Raw genomic sequence first — 17,915 nt, forward strand, 5'->3', positions numbered from 1 at the left:
TATTCAGCTTGGCACTGCCCCCTCTGATTTCTGCGCTCGGAATTCCTTCCTTTTGAAACAAATTAAAAGACAAGTCAGTAATAACACACAGATTAACGTTGCTGTATGAGTAAAACTACTATTCCAAAACATAATCTGAACATTCATTAAGGAATGGACGCCAATCACGAAAAATAGATTCTTGGTTAAGACATAGAGTAATGAGAATATGACCCCTAGAATTACTAGTACGATAAAATCATAAACAAAATCCATTCCGACTAATCCTGAATAGATCCGATTTGGGATATGTATAGCGGCAAAGATCGATTGTGAGATAAGCATTGCATAACCAATGCGTGAAGTATTGTTATTGACTTTTTTTAATAAGAGATAGATTTGAACTAGCAGAAAGCCCCGAAACAAGACTTCTTCCAGTAAAGCATTTCCGAAAATCTGACCCAGGAATTCACCAAAGACGACGTTCGAATTCGTAAAGATATCATTATTGAATGTTAAACTTGTGTGAGTTAGTAATGTCATACCTAAATCAACAATGTTTATAGCGAGCCAAAATAATAAAGTACCGAAAAGTCCTGCTAATAACTTATTTTTTGTTAACCCCAAATCCTTAGGTGATAATTTAGCTATTATACATAAGAAAATAACCACTTCTAACACAAGACCGAACAGATTTGCAGCTAACGTTTCGTTGATCCATCCGTTTGTGCTTTTGGCAATAACGCTTAAAGTTCCATTTGCAAAAAGGACAAGGTTAGCCGTTAGAGTGAAGAGAATATGAATAAAAATGAGACTGACGATAAAGCGTATTGATGTAGGCTTAACTTTAACAATCGATAGCTCCTCAGTTACTTTATTGCGCAGCATGATTTGTAATCCTCCTTAGTTTTACCCGAGCATTGCGTATTCTAGAACGTTATTTATAATACATAATTTTCCAAATACTATCTGAGATTTACTATATTCTTTAAGTGCCTGAGTTCACCATTACAAAAATCATATATTCTCACGTTATCCTTAACTCCTACTCAGATTGACAGATGAAGGGGCACTGGCTATACTTGAAATGTTAAAATGTAAATCGGATAAAACGTTGATGAAAATGAAGTACGCCGGAGGATGGCTTGATCAGAGAACAGGTTCCTTTACGAAAACATTTCGTAATGGCTGGGAGAACCTTGAAGACAGGCCGGTGGAAAGCTAATTTCGGAGTGTGAGATCACAAACTCACCGGGGGCACCCGTTATCAGCCGCGACAAGGCGATCGCCCTTTAACTTTCCCGTAAATTGGGTCAAGGCGATAACCAGGGTGGTACCGCGATATTAATCGTCCCTGAATTATTCAGGGGCGTTTTTTTGTTTTTATTTTTTAGAAAATTTGTACAATCTGGCGCATGAGCCGAATTAAAAAGATGAGACGGGAGCTGTAAACAATGAAAGCAAGTGAAATTCGTTCCAAATGGCTTAAGTTTTTTGAAAGTAAAGGTCACAAGATTGAACCTAGTGCATCTCTCGTACCGCATAACGATCCTTCGCTGTTGTGGATCAACGCAGGTATGGCACCGCTGAAAGCATACTTCGATGGCCGTGAGATTCCTGAGAATCCGCGCCTGACGAACTCGCAGAAATGTATTCGTACCAATGATATCGAGAATGTAGGGAAGACACGCCGTCACCATACATTCTTCGAAATGTTAGGTAACTTCTCTATCGGCGATTATTTTAAAGAAGAAGCTATCACATGGGCTTGGGAATTCTTGACTGGCAAGGAGTGGATCGGCTTCGATCCAGAACGTATCTCCGTAACTGTGTATGCTGAGGATGAAGAGGCATTCAAGCTGTGGAATGAAAAAGTGGGCTTGCCAGCAGAACGCATCATTAAGCTGGGAGATGAGAACTTCTGGGATATCGGCGAAGGCCCTTGTGGTCCTTGTTCGGAAATCTTTTATGACCGCGGCGAAGCTTATGGCAGCGACATGAGTGATCCAGAAATGTATCCAGGTGGAGAAAACGAACGTTGGCTCGAAGTATGGAACCTTGTGTTCTCACAATTCAACCATAACAAGGATGGCAGCTATACGCCGCTTCCGAACAAGAACATTGATACCGGTGCTGGACTGGAGCGTTTTGCATCCATTCTTCAAGATGTAGATTCCAACTTCGATACCGATTTGTTCCAACCGATTATTCAAAAAACAGCTGAGCTTGCTGGTGTAACTTATAAAGATAATGTTGAGCAGGATATCGCGCTTAAAGTTATCGCTGACCATGTGCGTACCGTTACTTTTGCCGTAGGGGATGGAGTACTTCCTTCTAATGAAGGTCGTGGTTATATTATCCGCCGTTTGCTACGCCGTGCTGTTCGTTACGGAAAGACCCTGGGTCTGGATCGTCCGTTCCTGCATGAGTTGACGGAAACCGTTGGTGAGATTATGGGTGTGTATTATCCATCCGTTGTCGAGAATCGGGAATATATCGCAAAGATTATCCGTACAGAAGAAGAACGTTTCCATGAGACATTGTCTGATGGACTGGCTATCTTGGGTGAGATCAGCGCTAAAGCAAAAGCAGATGGGCACAGCACGATTGCTGGCGCTGATGCATTTAAGCTATATGACACTTACGGATTCCCATTTGACCTGACTGAAGATTTCGCAGCAGAGCAAGGATTAACTGTAGACCGTGAAGGCTTCGATGTCGCTATGCAAGAACAGCGTGATCGTGCAAGAGCTGCACGTCATGACGGTGGCAGCATGAAGATCCAAGGTGGTGCATTAGCGGATCTGACGGTTAAAAGTGAATTTGTTGGATATAATGACTCGGTAACAGAGTCGAAAATCATGGCTATTGTTGTGGGTGATGAATTGGTCGATACCGCTGGCGAAGGCGTTGAGTGCCAAGTAATTCTTGAGGCAACACCGTTCTATGCTGAAAGTGGCGGACAAGTGAGTGACACAGGTCTGCTTACTGGCGGTTCAGTTACAGCTAAGGTTAAAGGATTGTTCAAGGCTCCACATGGTCAACATGTACATTTGGTAACTGTTGAAGCTGGAGAATTGAAAGTAGGCGAATCGGTTCGCGCTGAAGTGGATCGTGCACAGCGTGAAGATATCGTGAAGAACCATACAGCTACTCATCTACTGCATAAAGCGCTCAAAGAGGTTCTTGGCGGTCATGTCAACCAAGCAGGATCTCTAGTAGAAGGTGCTCGTTTACGGTTTGACTTCTCCCACTTCGGAGCGATTACACCGGAAGAACTAAGCGACATCGAGCATCGTGTGAATGCACAAATTTGGCGTGGCCTTGATGTAGTCATTGAGAACAAGCCAATTGACGAAGCTAAGGCTATGGGCGCTATGGCATTATTTGGTGAAAAATATGGCAATATTGTCCGTGTCGTTCAAGTCGGCGATTACAGCCTTGAGCTTTGTGGTGGATGCCATGTATCCAACACGTCTCAAATTGGAATTTTCAAGCTGCTTAGCGAAAGTGGTATTGGTTCCGGAGTGCGCCGTATCGAAGCAGTGACTGGACGTTACGCTTATCAGTTCACTGAGAGCCAACTGGATCTGCTCAAGCAATCTGCGGGTCTACTGAAGTCTTCTCTGAACGACGTTCCAAAACGGATTGAAGCATTGCATAACCAAGTGCGTGAGCTTTCGCGTGAGAATGAATCCTTGCAATCTAAGCTGAGCGCAACATTTGCCGCTGAACTAACAAGCAGTGTGAAGACGGTTGGTGCAGGTACACAGCTTCTTGCTGTTGCTGTTCAAGCAGGAAATATGGACGCTCTGCGTTCTACTGCAGATGAATTGAAATCCAAGCTCCCGGATGCTGTACTTGTTCTGGGTGCTGCCATGGACGACAAGGTGAACTTTGTTGTAGCTGTACCACAGGATCTGGTGAAGAAGGGCTTCCACGCTGGTAAGATCGTTAAAGAAGTCGCAGCAGTATGCGGTGGCGGCGGTGGCGGACGTCCAGATATGGCACAAGCTGGTGGTAAAGATGCCTCCAAGCTTGGCGAGGCACTGGCTAAAGCAGAAGAATTAGTGGCTTCCCTAGCATAAATAAAAATTACGAAACTATTTCTTATTTTAAACGTATTACGAAAAAACATAGCGGTACTGAGAGTTTGACATCAGTACCGCTACTCTTTATTAACAGGTGGTTAGATTTTCATGAATAGTTGTGCTTGACAATAGCTTAAAAGCCAAAAATATCATTATTTTTGTAGAGGAAATGCCAAAAAAAGCGTTATTCCACGCGCAGGATTTCCTCGTTGGGCTATGAATATGTTATGATAAAGGAAGCAAGTGAGCTGCACAGTAGCAACTTTGCGAAGCCGCCCTTTTAGGGTGATTTTGCAGAAGGAAGGTGTCACAAATGGACTCCATGGACAAAACGGTCAAATTCAATGTGAAGGGCGACGAAAAGGAAGCTTCTCCCCAGGAAATATTGCTCGCTGTATACGATGCACTGGTGGAGAAAGAGTATCATCCGATCAATCAGATCGTAGGGTATCTACTTTCCGGAGACCCAGCTTACATTCCGCGTCATAACAATGCGAGAAGTTTGGTCCGGAGAAAAGAACGTGATGAGCTGATTGAAGAGCTGGTTAGATTCTACCTCGTCAATCACAAGGTGGATAATCCCAGATGATGAAGAAGTTAGGATTGGATTACGGCGACCGTAGAATCGGTGTAGCCACAAGCGATGTTTTTGGATGGACGGCACAAGCTCTTGAAACGATTGAGCGCCGCGGTACTGGTAATGAGTTCGAACGTATTCGTGAACTTGTTACGGAGCACGAAATTGGAGAGATTGTCGTTGGTCTACCGAAGAATATGAACGGCTCAGTAGGACCCCGGGGCGAAATCTGCATAGAGTTCGCTGACAAGCTACGGGAGCAATTTGCAATGCCCGTACACCTTTGGGATGAGCGTCTGACGACGGTATCCGCAGAGCGGGTGCTGATTGAAGGGGACGTCAGCCGGAAGAAACGCAAAGGGATTGTGGACAAAATGGCTGCAGCCCTGATTTTGCAAAATTTTTTGGATGCTAACAGTAAAAGGTGAGGGGTGCGAGGATATGACAAACGAACAGATTGGCCAAGAGGAAGAACCGGAAATTATCTATATCCCTGATGAGGAAGGTAATGAAGAGGAATTCGAGGTCATTATGAAGTTTGAGGTTGATGGCTCGGACGCTAAGTACATGATGGTGGTTCCGCTTGATTCCGAGGACGAGGAAACCGATGAGGTTTATGCGTTCCGTTATGTGGAAGAAGGCGACGATCTTCAATTGTTCATGATCGATAATGACGAGGAGTGGGCGATTGTCGAAGAGACTTTCAACACACTGGTTGACGAGTTGGACGGAGGATCTGAGAATGACTGATGTATCCGCTGATCAAGCGGTATGGACTTCGCGGCTTAAGGAAGCCTATGGAGAAACAGTAGAACTGGAAGATGAGCAGGGCAAGTCTTCCATTTACGATATTATCGCCGAATTTGAAGTCGGTGGTATTGGCTATGCGGTGCTGAAAGGCACCGGTAAAGACGTGGAATATGAAATTCTGCGTATCGTTGTCTCTCCTAACGGACTTCCGGAACTAGAGAACATCGTGGACGATGAAGAGTGGGAAGACATCTCTGAGCTATATGATGAGATGACTTTTCCAGTGGACGATGCAGAATAAGCTTTAAACATGTACGTTACATTTATGATGAGTACGGAAGAGGGCGGAGAATTCCGCGCTCTTTTTGCTTGGAATACGATCAATATAATTAAAACAACAATCATGATCATGAAATATGTATTGAATTTTAAGTAGTACACTTTTATACTTTATAGTCGGAAAGTGAGGAACCTGACTTGAAATCCGCAATCCGTACTGTGCTTATTGTTATTCTTTTGCTGGTAGCAGCAGGAGGCGGAGGCGCTTGGTACATTTGGAACGGGATGCAGCCGGTAGAACCTGCAGGACCTGCCGTAACATTTACGATAGAGAAGGGCATGGGCAGCGCGGAAATTGCTGATCTGCTCGAACAAAATGGCATTATTAGGAACAGTCTTTTTTTTAAGGGATATTTGAAATGGACCAAAGAAGGTTCCAGCTTCAAAGCTGGTACTTATGTTGCTAGTCCAGGAGACACCTATGACGAGCTCATCGAGAGGTTAAATGCGGGTGATGTTGTAAAGGAAGAGACCGTAACTTTTACGATTCCGGAAGGATATACTGCTGAGCAGATTGCTAAGAAGCTTGCTGAGGCTTGGAATCAGGATGCTGCTATTTTTCTCGAAATAATGGATACCGGTGCGGGCTTGAAGGGAATTGATGTTCTAGGTATCCCGCAGAATAAGAACCTTCGTCATCGGCTTGAAGGGTATTTGTTTCCTGAAACGTATGAACTAGCCAAGGATAGTACGCCGCAGGAAGTTGTAGAGGCATTATTGGATCAGTTCCAGAAGAAACTGGACACGATTCCGAATTGGAAGCAAAAGCTAGAAGCACGTGGAATGACACTTCATGAGCTGTTGACAGTGGCCGCGTTAGTCGAGCGTGAGGTTGTGGTAGATAGTGAACGACCACTAGTTGCTGGCGTGATTTATAACCGCTTAAAGAAAGAGCAGAAGCTGGAGATTGATGCTACGGTTCAATATTTGCTCGACAAACAGAAGGAAAGACTGTTATATAAAGATTTGGAAGTTGACAGTCCTTATAATACGTATAGAAATATCGGGCTTCCTCCGGGACCTATTAGTAATCCGGGGCTGGCCTCCATTCAGGCGGCACTTGAACCTGAGGCATCTGAATACTACTTCTATGTGACTAAGAAAGATGGTACACAGGGCCATTTGTTTGCTAAGACCTACAAGGAACATTTAGCCAATATCGAAAAAAGTAAGCAAGAATCGAAATAAAATATTAAAATGAAGAGTGGTGCGGTTGAGATAACTGTACAAGTAGGAGGTACAACATGATTAACAAACCGGAATTGCTGGCGACAGCAGCATCCTTAGAGGAAGCTACTGCTTTGCTGGATGCCGGAGCAAATGCATTGCTCATCGGGGATGACCGTTTTGGCATGCGTCTTGCCGGACATTTCTCTCTGGACGATACAGCTGCTGTTGTAGAAATGGCACATGCGCGTGACTGCAAAGTATATGCTGGACTAGGTGGACTCATGTCCAACCTTCTTCTCGAAGAGCTCCCTGCCTATGTGAAGGCTATAGGTGAACTTGGTGTTGACGGTGTTGAGTTCGGTGATCCTGCTGTGTTAACCACAGTGAAGAAGGAAGCACCAGGCATGAATCTGCATTGGAATGCGGAAATGACCTCTACCAATTACGCAACCGCGAATTATTGGGGGCGTAAAGGTGCTACTCGCGTCGTTCTTGCCCGTGAGCTGAATATGGATGAAATGACGGAAATGGTTCCGCTTTTAGAGGTAGAGGCACAGGTTCAGGTTCACGGCATGACCAATATATACCATTCCAAGCGTAAGCTTGTAGAAAGCTATATGTCACATCAAGGACGTCCAAGCGAGGGCGGCAGTCTTGGTAAGGAACGTGGTCTATTTTTGATCGAGGCAGAACGAGATGACCAAAAGTTCCCAATCTATGAAGACGAGAACGGTACACATATTATGAGTTCGGAAGATATTTGTATTTTGGAGGATCTTCATATCCTTATGGCTGCAGGCGTACAGAGTTTTAAGATTGAAGGATTGTTGAAATCAACAGCGTATAATGTGGCGGTTGTTAAGACTTATCGCAAAGCTATTGATCTCTATGTAGCTGATCCAGAAGCATATTCTTTCCAAGAGGATTGGATGGAAGCTATCAGAACGTTGCAGGATCCAGAACGGGAGCTAAGCTTCGGATTTTTCTATAAAGAGCAAGTATATTAAGTTTAATTTAATGAAAGTTTTTTAGTTCCCCGCAAAGACTAGGTGCAGTAAGCATGCACAGACATCACTTTGTGGGGCGATGGAGGGGAGAACAGGAATGGGAACCATGACAAAGCCGCAATACAAGGGCAAACGTTACCGTCTGGACAAACCGGAGCTCCTAGCTCCGGCCGGTAATTTGGAGAAATTAAAATTCGCAGTACACTATGGTGCGGATGCTGTTTATATCGGAGGGCAGAAATACGGTTTGCGTTCAGGAGCAGACAATTTCAGCTTTGAGGAAATGCGTGAAGGTGTTGAATTCGCCAAGAAATACGGCGCTAAGGTATTTGTTGCAACGAACATTTATGCTCACAATGAAGATGTCGCAGGGATTGAAGAATATCTGCGTAACTTATATGAAGTTGGCATTGCGGCTATTATCGTTGCTGATCCGGTCATTGTAGATACAGCACGCCGTTTAGTACCTGGATTAGAGGTACATTTGAGTACTCAGCAGTCTACACTGAACTGGCAAGCGGTATCCTTCTGGAAAGAAGAGGGTCTGCCACGTGTAGTACTCGGACGTGAGACAAGCCTGGAAGAGATCGCTGAGATTAAGAAGCATGTTGACATTGAAATCGAGAGCTTTATCCATGGTGCGATGTGCTCTTCGTACTCCGGTCGATGTGTATTATCCAATCACTTTACAGATCGTGACTCCAATCGCGGAGGCTGCTGTCAGTCTTGCCGCTGGAAATATGATTTGTTCGAGGATGCGCGTCCTGAAGGCACTTGGGTATCTGAAGAAGATCAAGCTGTAGCACAATCTCCGGCCCCTTTGCTTCCGGGTGTAACTCAGATTCCACTGCATCAGCAAGGAGATAATCCTTTCTCCATGGGATCTAAGGATTTGTGCATGCTGGAAAGTATCCCTGAACTCATTGAAGTAGGCATTGACAGCTTCAAGATCGAGGGACGAATGAAGTCGATTCACTATGTAGCTACTGTAGTTAACGCTTATCGTAAAGCTATTGATGCTTACATGGCTGATCCGGAAGGGTACGAGTTGAAGCAAGAGTGGCTGGATGAGCTGAATAAAGCGGCGAATCGTCCGCTTAACACAGGGTTCTTCTATGATACTCCGGATCATGAAGATCATATCTATGAGCCTGAAGAAAAAGCCGCTCCTTATGATTTTGCCGGACTTGTACTAGAATACGATGCTGAAAGTGGAATGGCGCTCATTCAGCAACGCAATCACTTCAAGCCAGGGCAGGAAGTTGAATTCTTCGGACCCAATGATACATTCTTTAAGCAGACTGTAGCGGAATTGTGGGATGAAGCAGGCAACCCGCTTGACGCAGCTCGTCATCCTCTGCAACGTGTCCGCATGAAGGTAGATCAGCCGGTAGCATACTTTGATATGATGCGTAAGAGAAAATCTTAATAAGATACAGGGATGTTCTTTCTATAAGAGCATCCCTGTTTTTCTTTTGACAAAGCTAACAATAAGATATATATATTAGTAACTAACAAATAAATCCAAAAGGAGGGTAGAACGAAGGGAGTTTTTTTGTTTCAGAATACATAGGTTAAAAGTTATAAAAAAAGTATAGTAAAGCTAAGAAAAAAGGCCTAATAAACCGATATATAATATGGTTAGCGCTTTCATATGTCCTCTAATATTAGCGGGTAGATGATCATGATGGGGATCCTGATCAAAATAGTATTAGTGAAAAGCATAAAGAGAGAAGGTTAGAGAGATGAAGAAGAACAATAAAAAATCCGTAAATGTACAGAGCAATGAAGTAGGTACAGGAAAGACATCAAAGTTAGATGCTAAGAAAATGATGTTGGGTTGGGGAAGCCAAATCAAGAGAGTTAATCCTATCCAATCCGTCGGTGTGAAGTTATTTCTAATATTCTTATGTTCCACTGTAATCGTAGTTATGTCACTTGGACTTATATCTTATTCGAAGGCAAAAACAACGATAAAGAATAACGTATCCGAAGCCTACCGCCAGACTATTGTTCAGACTGCTGAGAAGCTGGATATTACCTTGAAGCAATATGAGAATACGGTATTGCAGCTCTTTTTTGATGTGCAGTTGCAAACGGATCTTAGATCAATGGCTACTGCACAAACTGCTTACGAGAAATTTGAAGCAACAAGCTCAATAAGTAAGAAATTGTCCAATCAGACTACAACAGATTCTAATATTCTCAGTGTCGCATTGATTCCCGAGTCACTTGAACAGGAAATTGTTACATCTGGCAGTGGTGGCATTTATTTTGATGGATTACGAGAACAAGAATGGTTCAAGAAAATTGTGGCCGATTCTAAAGAATATAATTCTTATTATTCAGACGCTAACAATAACGACTCTAAAAATATTTGGTTTTCAACCTCTCTTCAAGGAGCGGAAGAAAAAGATATTGCTTTGGTAAGATCTCTTAAAAGTCTGGGAGCAGATAAAGGATACATGATTATGCTTGTGTTGAAGAATACACTGCTGGAAGAATCTTTCGCAAGTGTGAAGCTGGGAGACGGCTCCCGTATTCAACTTGTGTCTCCGCAAGGTACAGTAGTGGCTTCTTCTAATCCGCTAGACGATGGAAAGTCATCGGAGTTTTCTTTTATCAAAGAGAGTAAGAAAAATAATAATAGCCTAGAAGCTAAAGATCCAAACGGAAAAGAAATTCTGGCGGTCTTTAATCCGATGATGCGGGCAGATTGGAAGCTCGCAGGTGTAGTTCCTACAGAAGAACTAGTGAAGGAAGCCCGTCCGATTCTGTTGACGACGTTCATTACGGCTGCCGGTGCGGCATTGCTTGCGATATTTATTGGGATTTGGATGGTTCGTATGATTGCTCGCCCTCTGGCACGATTGAAGGATCTTATGGTTCAAGGTGCAAGCGGAGATTTAAGTGTACGTACAGAATATGTGTCTAAGGATGAGATTGGACAACTATCAGCCTCCTTTAACTTGATGATGGAGCGTATTACTGAGCTTGTATCGCAAACTAGAGAAACTGCACGAGATGTGCTAGAGACCGCTGGCGAGCTTGGAGAAGCTTCGCGTAAGACAGCTATTTCCGCGAAGGAAATAGCAGCCGCTACGGAAGAAATTGCTGGAGGAGCAGGCAGTCTGGCACTTGAAGCTGAACGTGGTAATGAGCTTACAGATGTGATAGCTACGCAAATGCAGACCGTGATTAGTGCCAATAGTGAGATGGATGAGGCAGCACGCGGGGTTGGAGAAGCTAGTGCTCAAGGTGCCAAGCAATTAACGGATTTACTGGATCAAACTAGCCGTACTGGGGAAAAGACAGGTGCGCTTGTAGAACGTGTTAACAATTTGAAAGAAACAGTATTCTCAGTGATTAAGGTGCTGGATGTGATGAAGAGTATCACACAGCAGACGAATATTTTATCATTGAATGCGACGATAGAAGCCGCACGTGCAGGCGAAGCTGGCAAGGGCTTTATGGTGGTAGCAGGTGAGGTAAGACAGCTTGCCGACCAATCGAAGCAGTCTATTGCTCTTGTAGCCGGAATCACCGACAAGATCATAACGGAAATGAACGAAACGGAAGCTGTATTATCTGAAGTGGCACCTCTCTTTAAAGAGCAAATAAGCTCAGTGAAGAGCACGAGCGATATCTTTGTATCCGTAAAAGGACAGATGGATGAGTTCATTACTAGTCTGGAATCGGTGACAACAGCGATCAGTAGCTTGAATCATTCACAGGTTGTGTTGTCGGAAGCCATGGGTAACGTAAGTGCTGTAGCTGAGCAATCATCAGCGACTTCCGAAGAAGTGGCTTCACTCAGTAATGAACAACAAAGTGTAAGTGATCAACTCGTTTCATTGTCAGGTAAGCTGGAAAGTGCTTCAGGACAGTTAAAGGACAAACTGTCATTATTCACGATAAAATAAGTGGGTCCCTAACAAATTTTTATGATTTACATAACAAAACCGCTTCTTCGTTATGAGGAAGCGGTTTTGTTATTGTGTAAAGAAGGACTTCCCCGTATAATAATTTTGTTAGGTAAATAATAATAACAAGTTAGGTAAAAAAGGGTTAAGGAGAAGGACCGTATGAAAGGTAAACGCATCTTTGGCTGGTGGTCCGTTATCGGGGACATGAGTATGGAACGCAAGCTGCTCCTCGTCTTTTTAATAATTATTACCCTTCCGCTTACCTTCATTAGTGTGTTTACTTATAAGAGTTATTCAGAATCTATTCAGGGCAACACCATTGCTTATTCTGAGAAGTTAATCGATCAAATGATGGATGGAGTAGATGATTATATCGAAGATATGAAGCGTATTTCATCTATGCCAGCCTATGTGAACGATATTAAACAAAATTTAATTCGTTCGAACCACTATCATGAGCAGAAAGAGATCATGGGTGGCGAATCAGGCAGTGCTACATTGTTACCCGGAGATTTTGATTTACTGTTGTCCATTCAGCGGGGCATAGAAGGCAACATTTCATTTATTAACAATATTAAGCGAGGCGCGAACACGGTTTATATTTTTGACGCGCATGGGAATGGTTATTATTCTGCCAAGGATGGTGGAGTACGGCTCGACCTCGATCAAAGCTATAAGTACTGGAGTCAGCAGACGAAGGATTCCAGCGGAGAGGCCCTTTTGTTTGGTACCCAATCATTTACGAGTAATTTGCAGAGCACTCGATATGCTTTTACCGTTGTTCGCAAAATCGTAGATGGTTTGTTAAATCCGATTGGGCTGATCGCGGTTGAAGCAAATATTAGCAATTTGGAGAATCGGGTTACGGAGCTGGATAAAGTAACACATGGCAAATCTCTGATCGTTGATGAGATGGGGATGGTCGTGTACGACAGTGACAAAAAACTTCTTGCCACGGATGTATCTGATTCAGAGCTATTCAAAAGGGTCGATGGGAAATCCGGGAGTTTCTATGATACAGTCAACGGAAAAGATTTTCTAAATATTTACTCAAGCTCTAGCAAGACCAATTGGAAGGCCATTATTTCGATTCCTGTAGATGTGCTAATGCGGGATGTGAAGGTAACCCGTAATACAACGCTCGCTGCTACATTAAGTATCATTGTACTTGCGTTAATTATCTCCATTATCCTTTCCTTTGCACTCACTAAATCACTATCGCAGATGATTCAACTGATGAAAAAGGTTCAGGGCGGCGATCTAGATGTGATGTTTAGGGTTAGACGGCGTGACGAGATTGGTCTGCTCGGGCATCAGTTTAATCGAATGCTGGCTCGGATCAGGCAGTTGATTCAGGATATCTACCGAATTGAAGAACAGAAGAAGGAAGCGGAACTTCACGCTCTGCAGAGTCAGATTAATCCTCATTTTATCTATAATACGCTGGAGTCGATCCGAATGACTGCTGAGCTCAATGATGATATTGAAGCTGCGGACATGATCTCAATTTTAGGTAAACTACTACGGTATAGTACAAGTGATTTGAGCGGCAAAACGACAATGAAGCAAGAGCTTGGATATGTACGCAATTATGTTGAGCTGCTGAACTGTCGCTACCCTAATCGTTTCGTACTCGAGATCGACGTACCGAAGGAGCTAGATAATTACTCTATTATCAAGCTGGTCTTCCAGCCGATCATAGAGAATGCTGCTTACCATGGCTTGGATGATAATAAACCACAAATGCATTTAAGTATCCGTTGTGAGATGACTGAGCAAATGCTGTTCTTTCATATTAAGGACGATGGCTGTGGAATGGATAAGATCACTTTGGAGAGATTGAACGATGGGCTGCAGAAAGAAAGTCCTCCTAAGAAAAGTATCAATGGGGGCATTGGTATGAAAAATATACAGCAGCGAGTGCGCCTTCATTATGGAGCGGCTTTTGGAATTGAGGTATATAGTGAGCTTGGACAAGGGACGGATGTTATTTTGTCGCTACCGTTGCTGGAACCAGAAATGATTAGATTATCTGACTGAAATAAGAGGAGGCTGTCCGTTGATGGGGATGAGATTACACTGGACTACGCGTACCATACTGCTGCTTCTCTTTTTGTTAACGATTAGTGGCTGTGAGAACAACACCAAGCAGACGGAATCTACAGTGCCTCCAGTTGGAAACGAGGTGAAGTCTGACTTATCCGGCACCATAGTCATGATGACCAATCGAATAGATCTGATTGAGAACGGAACCTTTCAAGGGTACGCAGACCAATTTAAGCAAAAGTACCCCGAAGCGAATGTTGAATTTGAAGGTTTATCCAATTACGCAACGGACATTCTGGTAAGACTGTCCACCAAGGACGCCGGAGATGTACTTTTGCTTCCTGTGAATCTTCCATCAAAGGAACTGGATTATTTTTTCGAACCGTTGGATGAAGAAACTTCGGCTAGTGAGCGCTTCACTTCTTTTGCTACTTATGATGGTAAGCGATATGGGCTATCTACGGGAACTACCACGGTAGGGATTGTCTATAATAAAAGGTCCTTCGAAAAAGCAGGAATTACCGCGGTTCCACAGACACTGGATCAATTCTACGAAGCTTGCGCTAAATTAAAAGAGGCTGGAATTATCCCGCTGTATATGAATTATGGAGCCGTCTGGCCACTGCGTGAATGGGGAAATAGTCTGGTCAATTATATGACAGGCAACCCTGAGTATCTAAATAATATGGTAAATGAGGATAGTCCATGGCAGCTTGATAATGAGTGGGGGAAATCCATTTCCATTGCTCGAACCTTAATTGCTAAAGGTTATGTAGAGAATGAACTCTTCTCGAACAATTGGGAGATCTCTAAGACTAGACTCGCTAAAGGTCAAGCTGGCATGTATTTACTTGGAAATTGGGCGGTTGGTCAAGTGCTTGATGTGGGGGCTTCACCAGATGATATCGGATTCTTCCCATTTCCTTATGATAATAGCAGTACTCACTATGCGCCGATCAATCCAGACTGGTTCGTGGGTGTTAGCAAATACAGTAAGAATAAAGAGCTTGCTATGGCTTGGTTGAATTTTTTTGTAAAAGAGACTTCGTATTCAGATGATTGGGGATTCCTTCCTGCTGATGGTAGTCTGAACCCTTTTATGCCGCAGTACCGTGAATTTTTATCTTATGAACCTAAGCTGGTTTATGGCACGGTACAAAGTGATGCGTTCATCGATCTGGCAAATGGAGCTAAGCTGTCCTTTTGGTCCGGAGATTATATTCAAGAGTTACTTGCTGCGCCTGATTTACAAAAGTCTTTTGACGAATTAAATGCAAAATGGACGGAAGCGCGGTTTGCTACACAGGTAACTTCTCAGCCTTAACTTTAGTTTAACATTAATTTTATTACAATCTCTGGAGGGTTTAATATGGCTAAAAAGGTCACCATGCAAAAAATAGCTGATCATCTCGGTGTATCCAAATTTGTTGTCTCCAAGTCACTTTCTGGTAAAGCTGGCGTTAATGAGACGACCAGAGAACGAGTGATTCAAGCGGCTTCGCAGTTAGGCTATTTTACGCAAAAAAATGCTTTTGTCCAAGGTGTCAAGCGTACTCCTCCGGTAGGGGGTAGTGATCGGAATAAGCAATCTGTGCTTGTATTAATGCCGAATATCCGCTCGCAAACTCAGGATTCCTTGTATTGGGGAAAAATTGTGGACGGTATTGCCCTTGCGCTGGATCAAGAAGGACTTGGAATGGTGATCATCTCTGAGAATCGTGCGGATAATTTCGTGAATATCTTGAACCCAAGCGGGATTCTTGGTTTGGTAGGTGTGGGCGAAATCTCCACTTCTTTACTACTTGAGGTACATCGCATCGGTCTGCCGATGGTGTTGATTGACCATGAAGATCCATTAATTCCAAGTGATACTGTATTCGCGAACAATGTGGATTCCATGGCTCGACTTACTAATCATTTGATGGGGACAGGCCATACACAAATGCATTTTATCGGGAATATTGGATTTTCACGCAGTTTTCGGGATCGGTGGATTGGCTTCCGGAGTGCGCTGGAGGAGAGTGGGATAAGACTGCCTTTGGAAGATGATGCGAATCTCTTTTTAGAAGGGGTGGAGGAAGATGTATTCCAAGAGGATTTTAAAAATTGGGTCATAAAGCGGAAAAAAGCTAAGACACTCCCAACCGCTTTGGTCTGCGCCAATGACAAAACAGCACTTACGGTCAGTGATATCCTGAAGGCAGAAGGTCTTAATATTCCAGGGGATATCTCGGTCACGGGCTTTGATAATATTGAGGATGCCTCAAGAGGCGTTCCGCCGCTTACTACTGTACATGTCCCTAAAGAAGCGATGGGCCGGGCGGCAGTGGAGAAATTGCTAAGTCGGATTGGGCATCCCTCTGCACCATTGGAGAAGATCCTGATTGCAGCAGACATAGTGCATCGTGATTCTGTGGATATACCGAGAGACTAGAAATCAGCCGATTAAAAATAATTGAAAGCCGTGGACTTTTGGTTAGGGGGAATTCAGTTATGTCAGAAGCAGTTGCAATACCAAAGATCGAAGGCGAAAATATTCATCTGCGTGGTGTAGGTGAGTCCGATCTGGAGGCCTATTACAAATTTTTACTTGATGATGAGATGGGTCGTCTAACAGGGTCGCAAGGGGAAATCTCTCGCGAGCAAACTTCGGCTTGGATTCGAAAGATTAGTGTTCCAGCTGAGGATCGTGTGGATCTTATGATTATCGTCAAGGAAACGGATGAGCTTATTGGAGAAGTGGTTCTGAACGAAATAGATCCGGACAACCGTAGCGCAAATATTCGAATTGGGATTCGTAGCCATGAACATAGAGGGAAGGGTTACGGTACTGAGGCTATGACTCAAATGCTGCGATATGGCTTTGAAGCCTTGAAGCTGCATCGTATCCATCTGGGTGTATATCCTTTTAATCCAAGAGCCATTCATGTCTATGAGAAGCTTGGTTTCAAGCACGATGGTGTGGAGCGGGATGCTCTTTATGTAGACGGAGAATTTCATAACATGATTCTGATGTCTATGCTGGAGGATGAATATCAGGCTTTGTACAATTAAAAAAAGTGAACCAATGGTGAGGAAGACGCTGTGTAAATTCCTCACCAGATTCACTTTAAATATTATTCGGTAATATTTCCAGCCATTTTGAGGCGTTTGGCAATTACTTTAAAGTCTTCGGGGGAGATTCCTGGGGCGAACTCCTCTTCGACAGCAGGAGCTACGGGGATCGGGAAGCCTTTAGGTGCTCCCTTAATGACTTCAAGCGGGAGGTTATCCTCTGGGTGGGTTCCCTTCCAAATCTGATCGATGGCGCCGAAGTCACTGTCACTCCAGGTGTACAGCTTTGTATGCACACCTTTCTCCTCGTATTTCTTCGCTTCACTAAACGATTTGTTATTTAACGAAGGAACCGGCACGAGTTTCGTTACATTAACACCTGTTGCGATTTCGATGGCTTTGGCATAAGCGACCACATGGACACCACCGCGCACTAAGAGAAATCCGACTACAGCGCGTGCAGCTGGATGGTCCGTCATTTCGTAAACTTTCATTTTATGTGTTCTGGCTCCACATTCGAGGAAGAAGTTATGTAGCAGATCTTCCACTAGGTTGCCGCTATTAAATACATTCGCTCCGGTCCATGGATTCCCCGTTGAATCAAAAGGCATAGCACCTTGAGCCCCCGCCAGAAAGTGATAGGATAAACGCGCATCTTTTACGGAACCTAGAGGGGTGGAATCTGGCTCTTTATAACTTGTTGACCCTCGAAGGCATTTGTTGATGGCATGCGAAACTAGCTCCACATGGCCTAGCTCTTCCGCTGTTATACTCATCACCAAATCATAAAAGGGTTTCAGTTTGTCTTTTGAACGGAAATTAAAGGATTGATAGAGATAATTGTTAAGGGTCGACATTTCTCCAAACTTTCCGCCAAGCAGTTCTTGTACAGCGGCAGCAGCATTGGGATCTGGCTTCTCAACTTCAGGAATCTCGATCATGATCTCATCCATACGTTTGAACATTTATATCTCAG

15 protein-coding genes are annotated in these 17,915 nt (G+C 43.7%); 13 read left to right on the forward strand and 2 right to left on the reverse strand.

Annotated features, from left to right (window positions below):
• Positions 1-3: 3 nt before the first annotated feature.
• Positions 4-867, reverse strand: coding sequence for a CPBP family intramembrane glutamic endopeptidase (locus NYE25_RS28750; RefSeq protein ID WP_076300048.1), 864 nt, complete (start codon positions 865-867; stop codon positions 4-6).
• 566 nt (positions 868-1,433) lie between these two features.
• On the opposite strand from NYE25_RS28750, the gene alaS reads away from it, so the two are divergent.
• From alaS to NYE25_RS28815, 13 genes are all read left to right on the forward strand, one after another.
• Positions 1,434-4,067, forward strand: coding sequence for an alanine--tRNA ligase (gene alaS, locus NYE25_RS28755; protein WP_076300047.1), 2,634 nt, complete (start codon positions 1,434-1,436; stop codon positions 4,065-4,067).
• Between the two features lie 316 nt (positions 4,068-4,383).
• Positions 4,384-4,659, forward strand: a complete 276-nt coding sequence (locus NYE25_RS28760; RefSeq protein ID WP_042125473.1) for an IreB family regulatory phosphoprotein — start codon at positions 4,384-4,386, stop codon at positions 4,657-4,659.
• Positions 4,659-5,075: a Holliday junction resolvase RuvX gene (gene ruvX / locus NYE25_RS28765; RefSeq protein WP_042193474.1), complete on the forward strand. Its 417-nt coding sequence runs from the start codon at positions 4,659-4,661 to the stop codon at positions 5,073-5,075. Before NYE25_RS28760 ends, ruvX begins: the two co-directional genes overlap by 1 nt.
• Positions 5,076-5,088: 13 nt before the next feature.
• Complete coding sequence (locus NYE25_RS28770; RefSeq protein ID WP_038569507.1) at positions 5,089-5,397, forward strand: DUF1292 domain-containing protein; 309 nt, start codon at positions 5,089-5,091, stop codon at positions 5,395-5,397.
• Entirely contained in the window at positions 5,390-5,698 is a 309-nt protein-coding gene (locus NYE25_RS28775) for a DUF1292 domain-containing protein (protein ID WP_076300046.1), read from the forward strand. Before NYE25_RS28770 ends, NYE25_RS28775 begins: the two co-directional genes overlap by 8 nt.
• 176 nt (positions 5,699-5,874) lie before the next feature.
• On the forward strand, positions 5,875-6,924 hold the full coding sequence (gene mltG / locus NYE25_RS28780; RefSeq protein ID WP_341147474.1) for an endolytic transglycosylase MltG: 1,050 nt from the start codon (positions 5,875-5,877) through the stop codon (positions 6,922-6,924).
• A 56-nt stretch (positions 6,925-6,980) separates the two neighbouring features.
• Positions 6,981-7,913 carry a peptidase U32 family protein gene (locus tag NYE25_RS28785; RefSeq protein WP_076284269.1) on the forward strand — a complete coding sequence of 311 codons (933 nt, stop codon included), beginning with the start codon at positions 6,981-6,983 and terminating at the stop codon, positions 7,911-7,913.
• A gap of 97 nt (positions 7,914-8,010) precedes the next feature.
• Complete coding sequence (locus tag NYE25_RS28790) at positions 8,011-9,342, forward strand: peptidase U32 family protein (protein ID WP_339801835.1); 1,332 nt, start codon at positions 8,011-8,013, stop codon at positions 9,340-9,342.
• A gap of 316 nt (positions 9,343-9,658) precedes the next feature.
• Positions 9,659-11,836, forward strand: a complete 2,178-nt coding sequence (locus NYE25_RS28795; protein ID WP_076284267.1) for a methyl-accepting chemotaxis protein — start codon at positions 9,659-9,661, stop codon at positions 11,834-11,836.
• Positions 11,837-11,998: 162 nt separating this feature from the next.
• Positions 11,999-13,879 carry a cache domain-containing sensor histidine kinase gene (locus NYE25_RS28800; protein WP_340968204.1) on the forward strand — a complete coding sequence of 627 codons (1,881 nt, stop codon included), beginning with the start codon at positions 11,999-12,001 and terminating at the stop codon, positions 13,877-13,879.
• Between the two features lie 22 nt (positions 13,880-13,901).
• Positions 13,902-15,209 (forward strand): ABC transporter substrate-binding protein, encoded by a 1,308-nt coding sequence (locus NYE25_RS28805; RefSeq protein WP_341147475.1) that lies wholly within the window; start codon positions 13,902-13,904, stop codon positions 15,207-15,209.
• A gap of 45 nt (positions 15,210-15,254) precedes the next feature.
• On the forward strand, positions 15,255-16,319 hold the full coding sequence (locus tag NYE25_RS28810) for a LacI family DNA-binding transcriptional regulator (protein ID WP_341147476.1): 1,065 nt from the start codon (positions 15,255-15,257) through the stop codon (positions 16,317-16,319).
• 59 nt (positions 16,320-16,378) lie between these two features.
• Complete coding sequence (locus NYE25_RS28815) at positions 16,379-16,939, forward strand: GNAT family N-acetyltransferase (RefSeq protein WP_341147477.1); 561 nt, start codon at positions 16,379-16,381, stop codon at positions 16,937-16,939.
• A 62-nt stretch (positions 16,940-17,001) separates the two neighbouring features.
• On the opposite strand, the gene NYE25_RS28820 is transcribed toward NYE25_RS28815, so the two are convergent.
• Positions 17,002-17,904 (reverse strand): manganese catalase family protein, encoded by a 903-nt coding sequence (locus NYE25_RS28820; protein WP_341147478.1) that lies wholly within the window; start codon positions 17,902-17,904, stop codon positions 17,002-17,004.
• Between the last annotated feature and the right edge of the window lie 11 nt (positions 17,905-17,915).

The sequence above is a fragment of the Paenibacillus sp. FSL E2-8871 genome, assembly GCF_038000345.1.
Lineage (GTDB): Bacteria > Bacillota > Bacilli > Paenibacillales > Paenibacillaceae > Paenibacillus_AQ.

Excerpts from the sequence above, each read along its gene's own strand:
- NYE25_RS28750 (WP_076300048.1), bottom strand. The coding sequence starts at position 867 with ATGCTGCGCAATAAAGTAACTGAGGAGCTATCGATTGTTAAAGTTAAG.
- alaS (WP_076300047.1), top strand. The coding sequence starts at position 1,434 with ATGAAAGCAAGTGAAATTCGTTCCAAATGGCTTAAGTTTTTTGAAAGT.
- NYE25_RS28760 (WP_042125473.1), top strand. The coding sequence starts at position 4,384 with ATGGACTCCATGGACAAAACGGTCAAATTCAATGTGAAGGGCGACGAA.
- ruvX (WP_042193474.1), top strand. The coding sequence starts at position 4,659 with ATGAAGAAGTTAGGATTGGATTACGGCGACCGTAGAATCGGTGTAGCC.
- NYE25_RS28770 (WP_038569507.1), top strand. The coding sequence starts at position 5,089 with ATGACAAACGAACAGATTGGCCAAGAGGAAGAACCGGAAATTATCTAT.
- NYE25_RS28775 (WP_076300046.1), top strand. The coding sequence starts at position 5,390 with ATGACTGATGTATCCGCTGATCAAGCGGTATGGACTTCGCGGCTTAAG.
- NYE25_RS28785 (WP_076284269.1), top strand. The coding sequence starts at position 6,981 with ATGATTAACAAACCGGAATTGCTGGCGACAGCAGCATCCTTAGAGGAA.
- NYE25_RS28790 (WP_339801835.1), top strand. The coding sequence starts at position 8,011 with ATGGGAACCATGACAAAGCCGCAATACAAGGGCAAACGTTACCGTCTG.
- NYE25_RS28795 (WP_076284267.1), top strand. The coding sequence starts at position 9,659 with ATGAAGAAGAACAATAAAAAATCCGTAAATGTACAGAGCAATGAAGTA.
- NYE25_RS28800 (WP_340968204.1), top strand. The coding sequence starts at position 11,999 with ATGAAAGGTAAACGCATCTTTGGCTGGTGGTCCGTTATCGGGGACATG.
- NYE25_RS28805 (WP_341147475.1), top strand. The coding sequence starts at position 13,902 with ATGGGGATGAGATTACACTGGACTACGCGTACCATACTGCTGCTTCTC.
- NYE25_RS28810 (WP_341147476.1), top strand. The coding sequence starts at position 15,255 with ATGGCTAAAAAGGTCACCATGCAAAAAATAGCTGATCATCTCGGTGTA.
- NYE25_RS28815 (WP_341147477.1), top strand. The coding sequence starts at position 16,379 with ATGTCAGAAGCAGTTGCAATACCAAAGATCGAAGGCGAAAATATTCAT.
- NYE25_RS28820 (WP_341147478.1), bottom strand. The coding sequence starts at position 17,904 with ATGTTCAAACGTATGGATGAGATCATGATCGAGATTCCTGAAGTTGAG.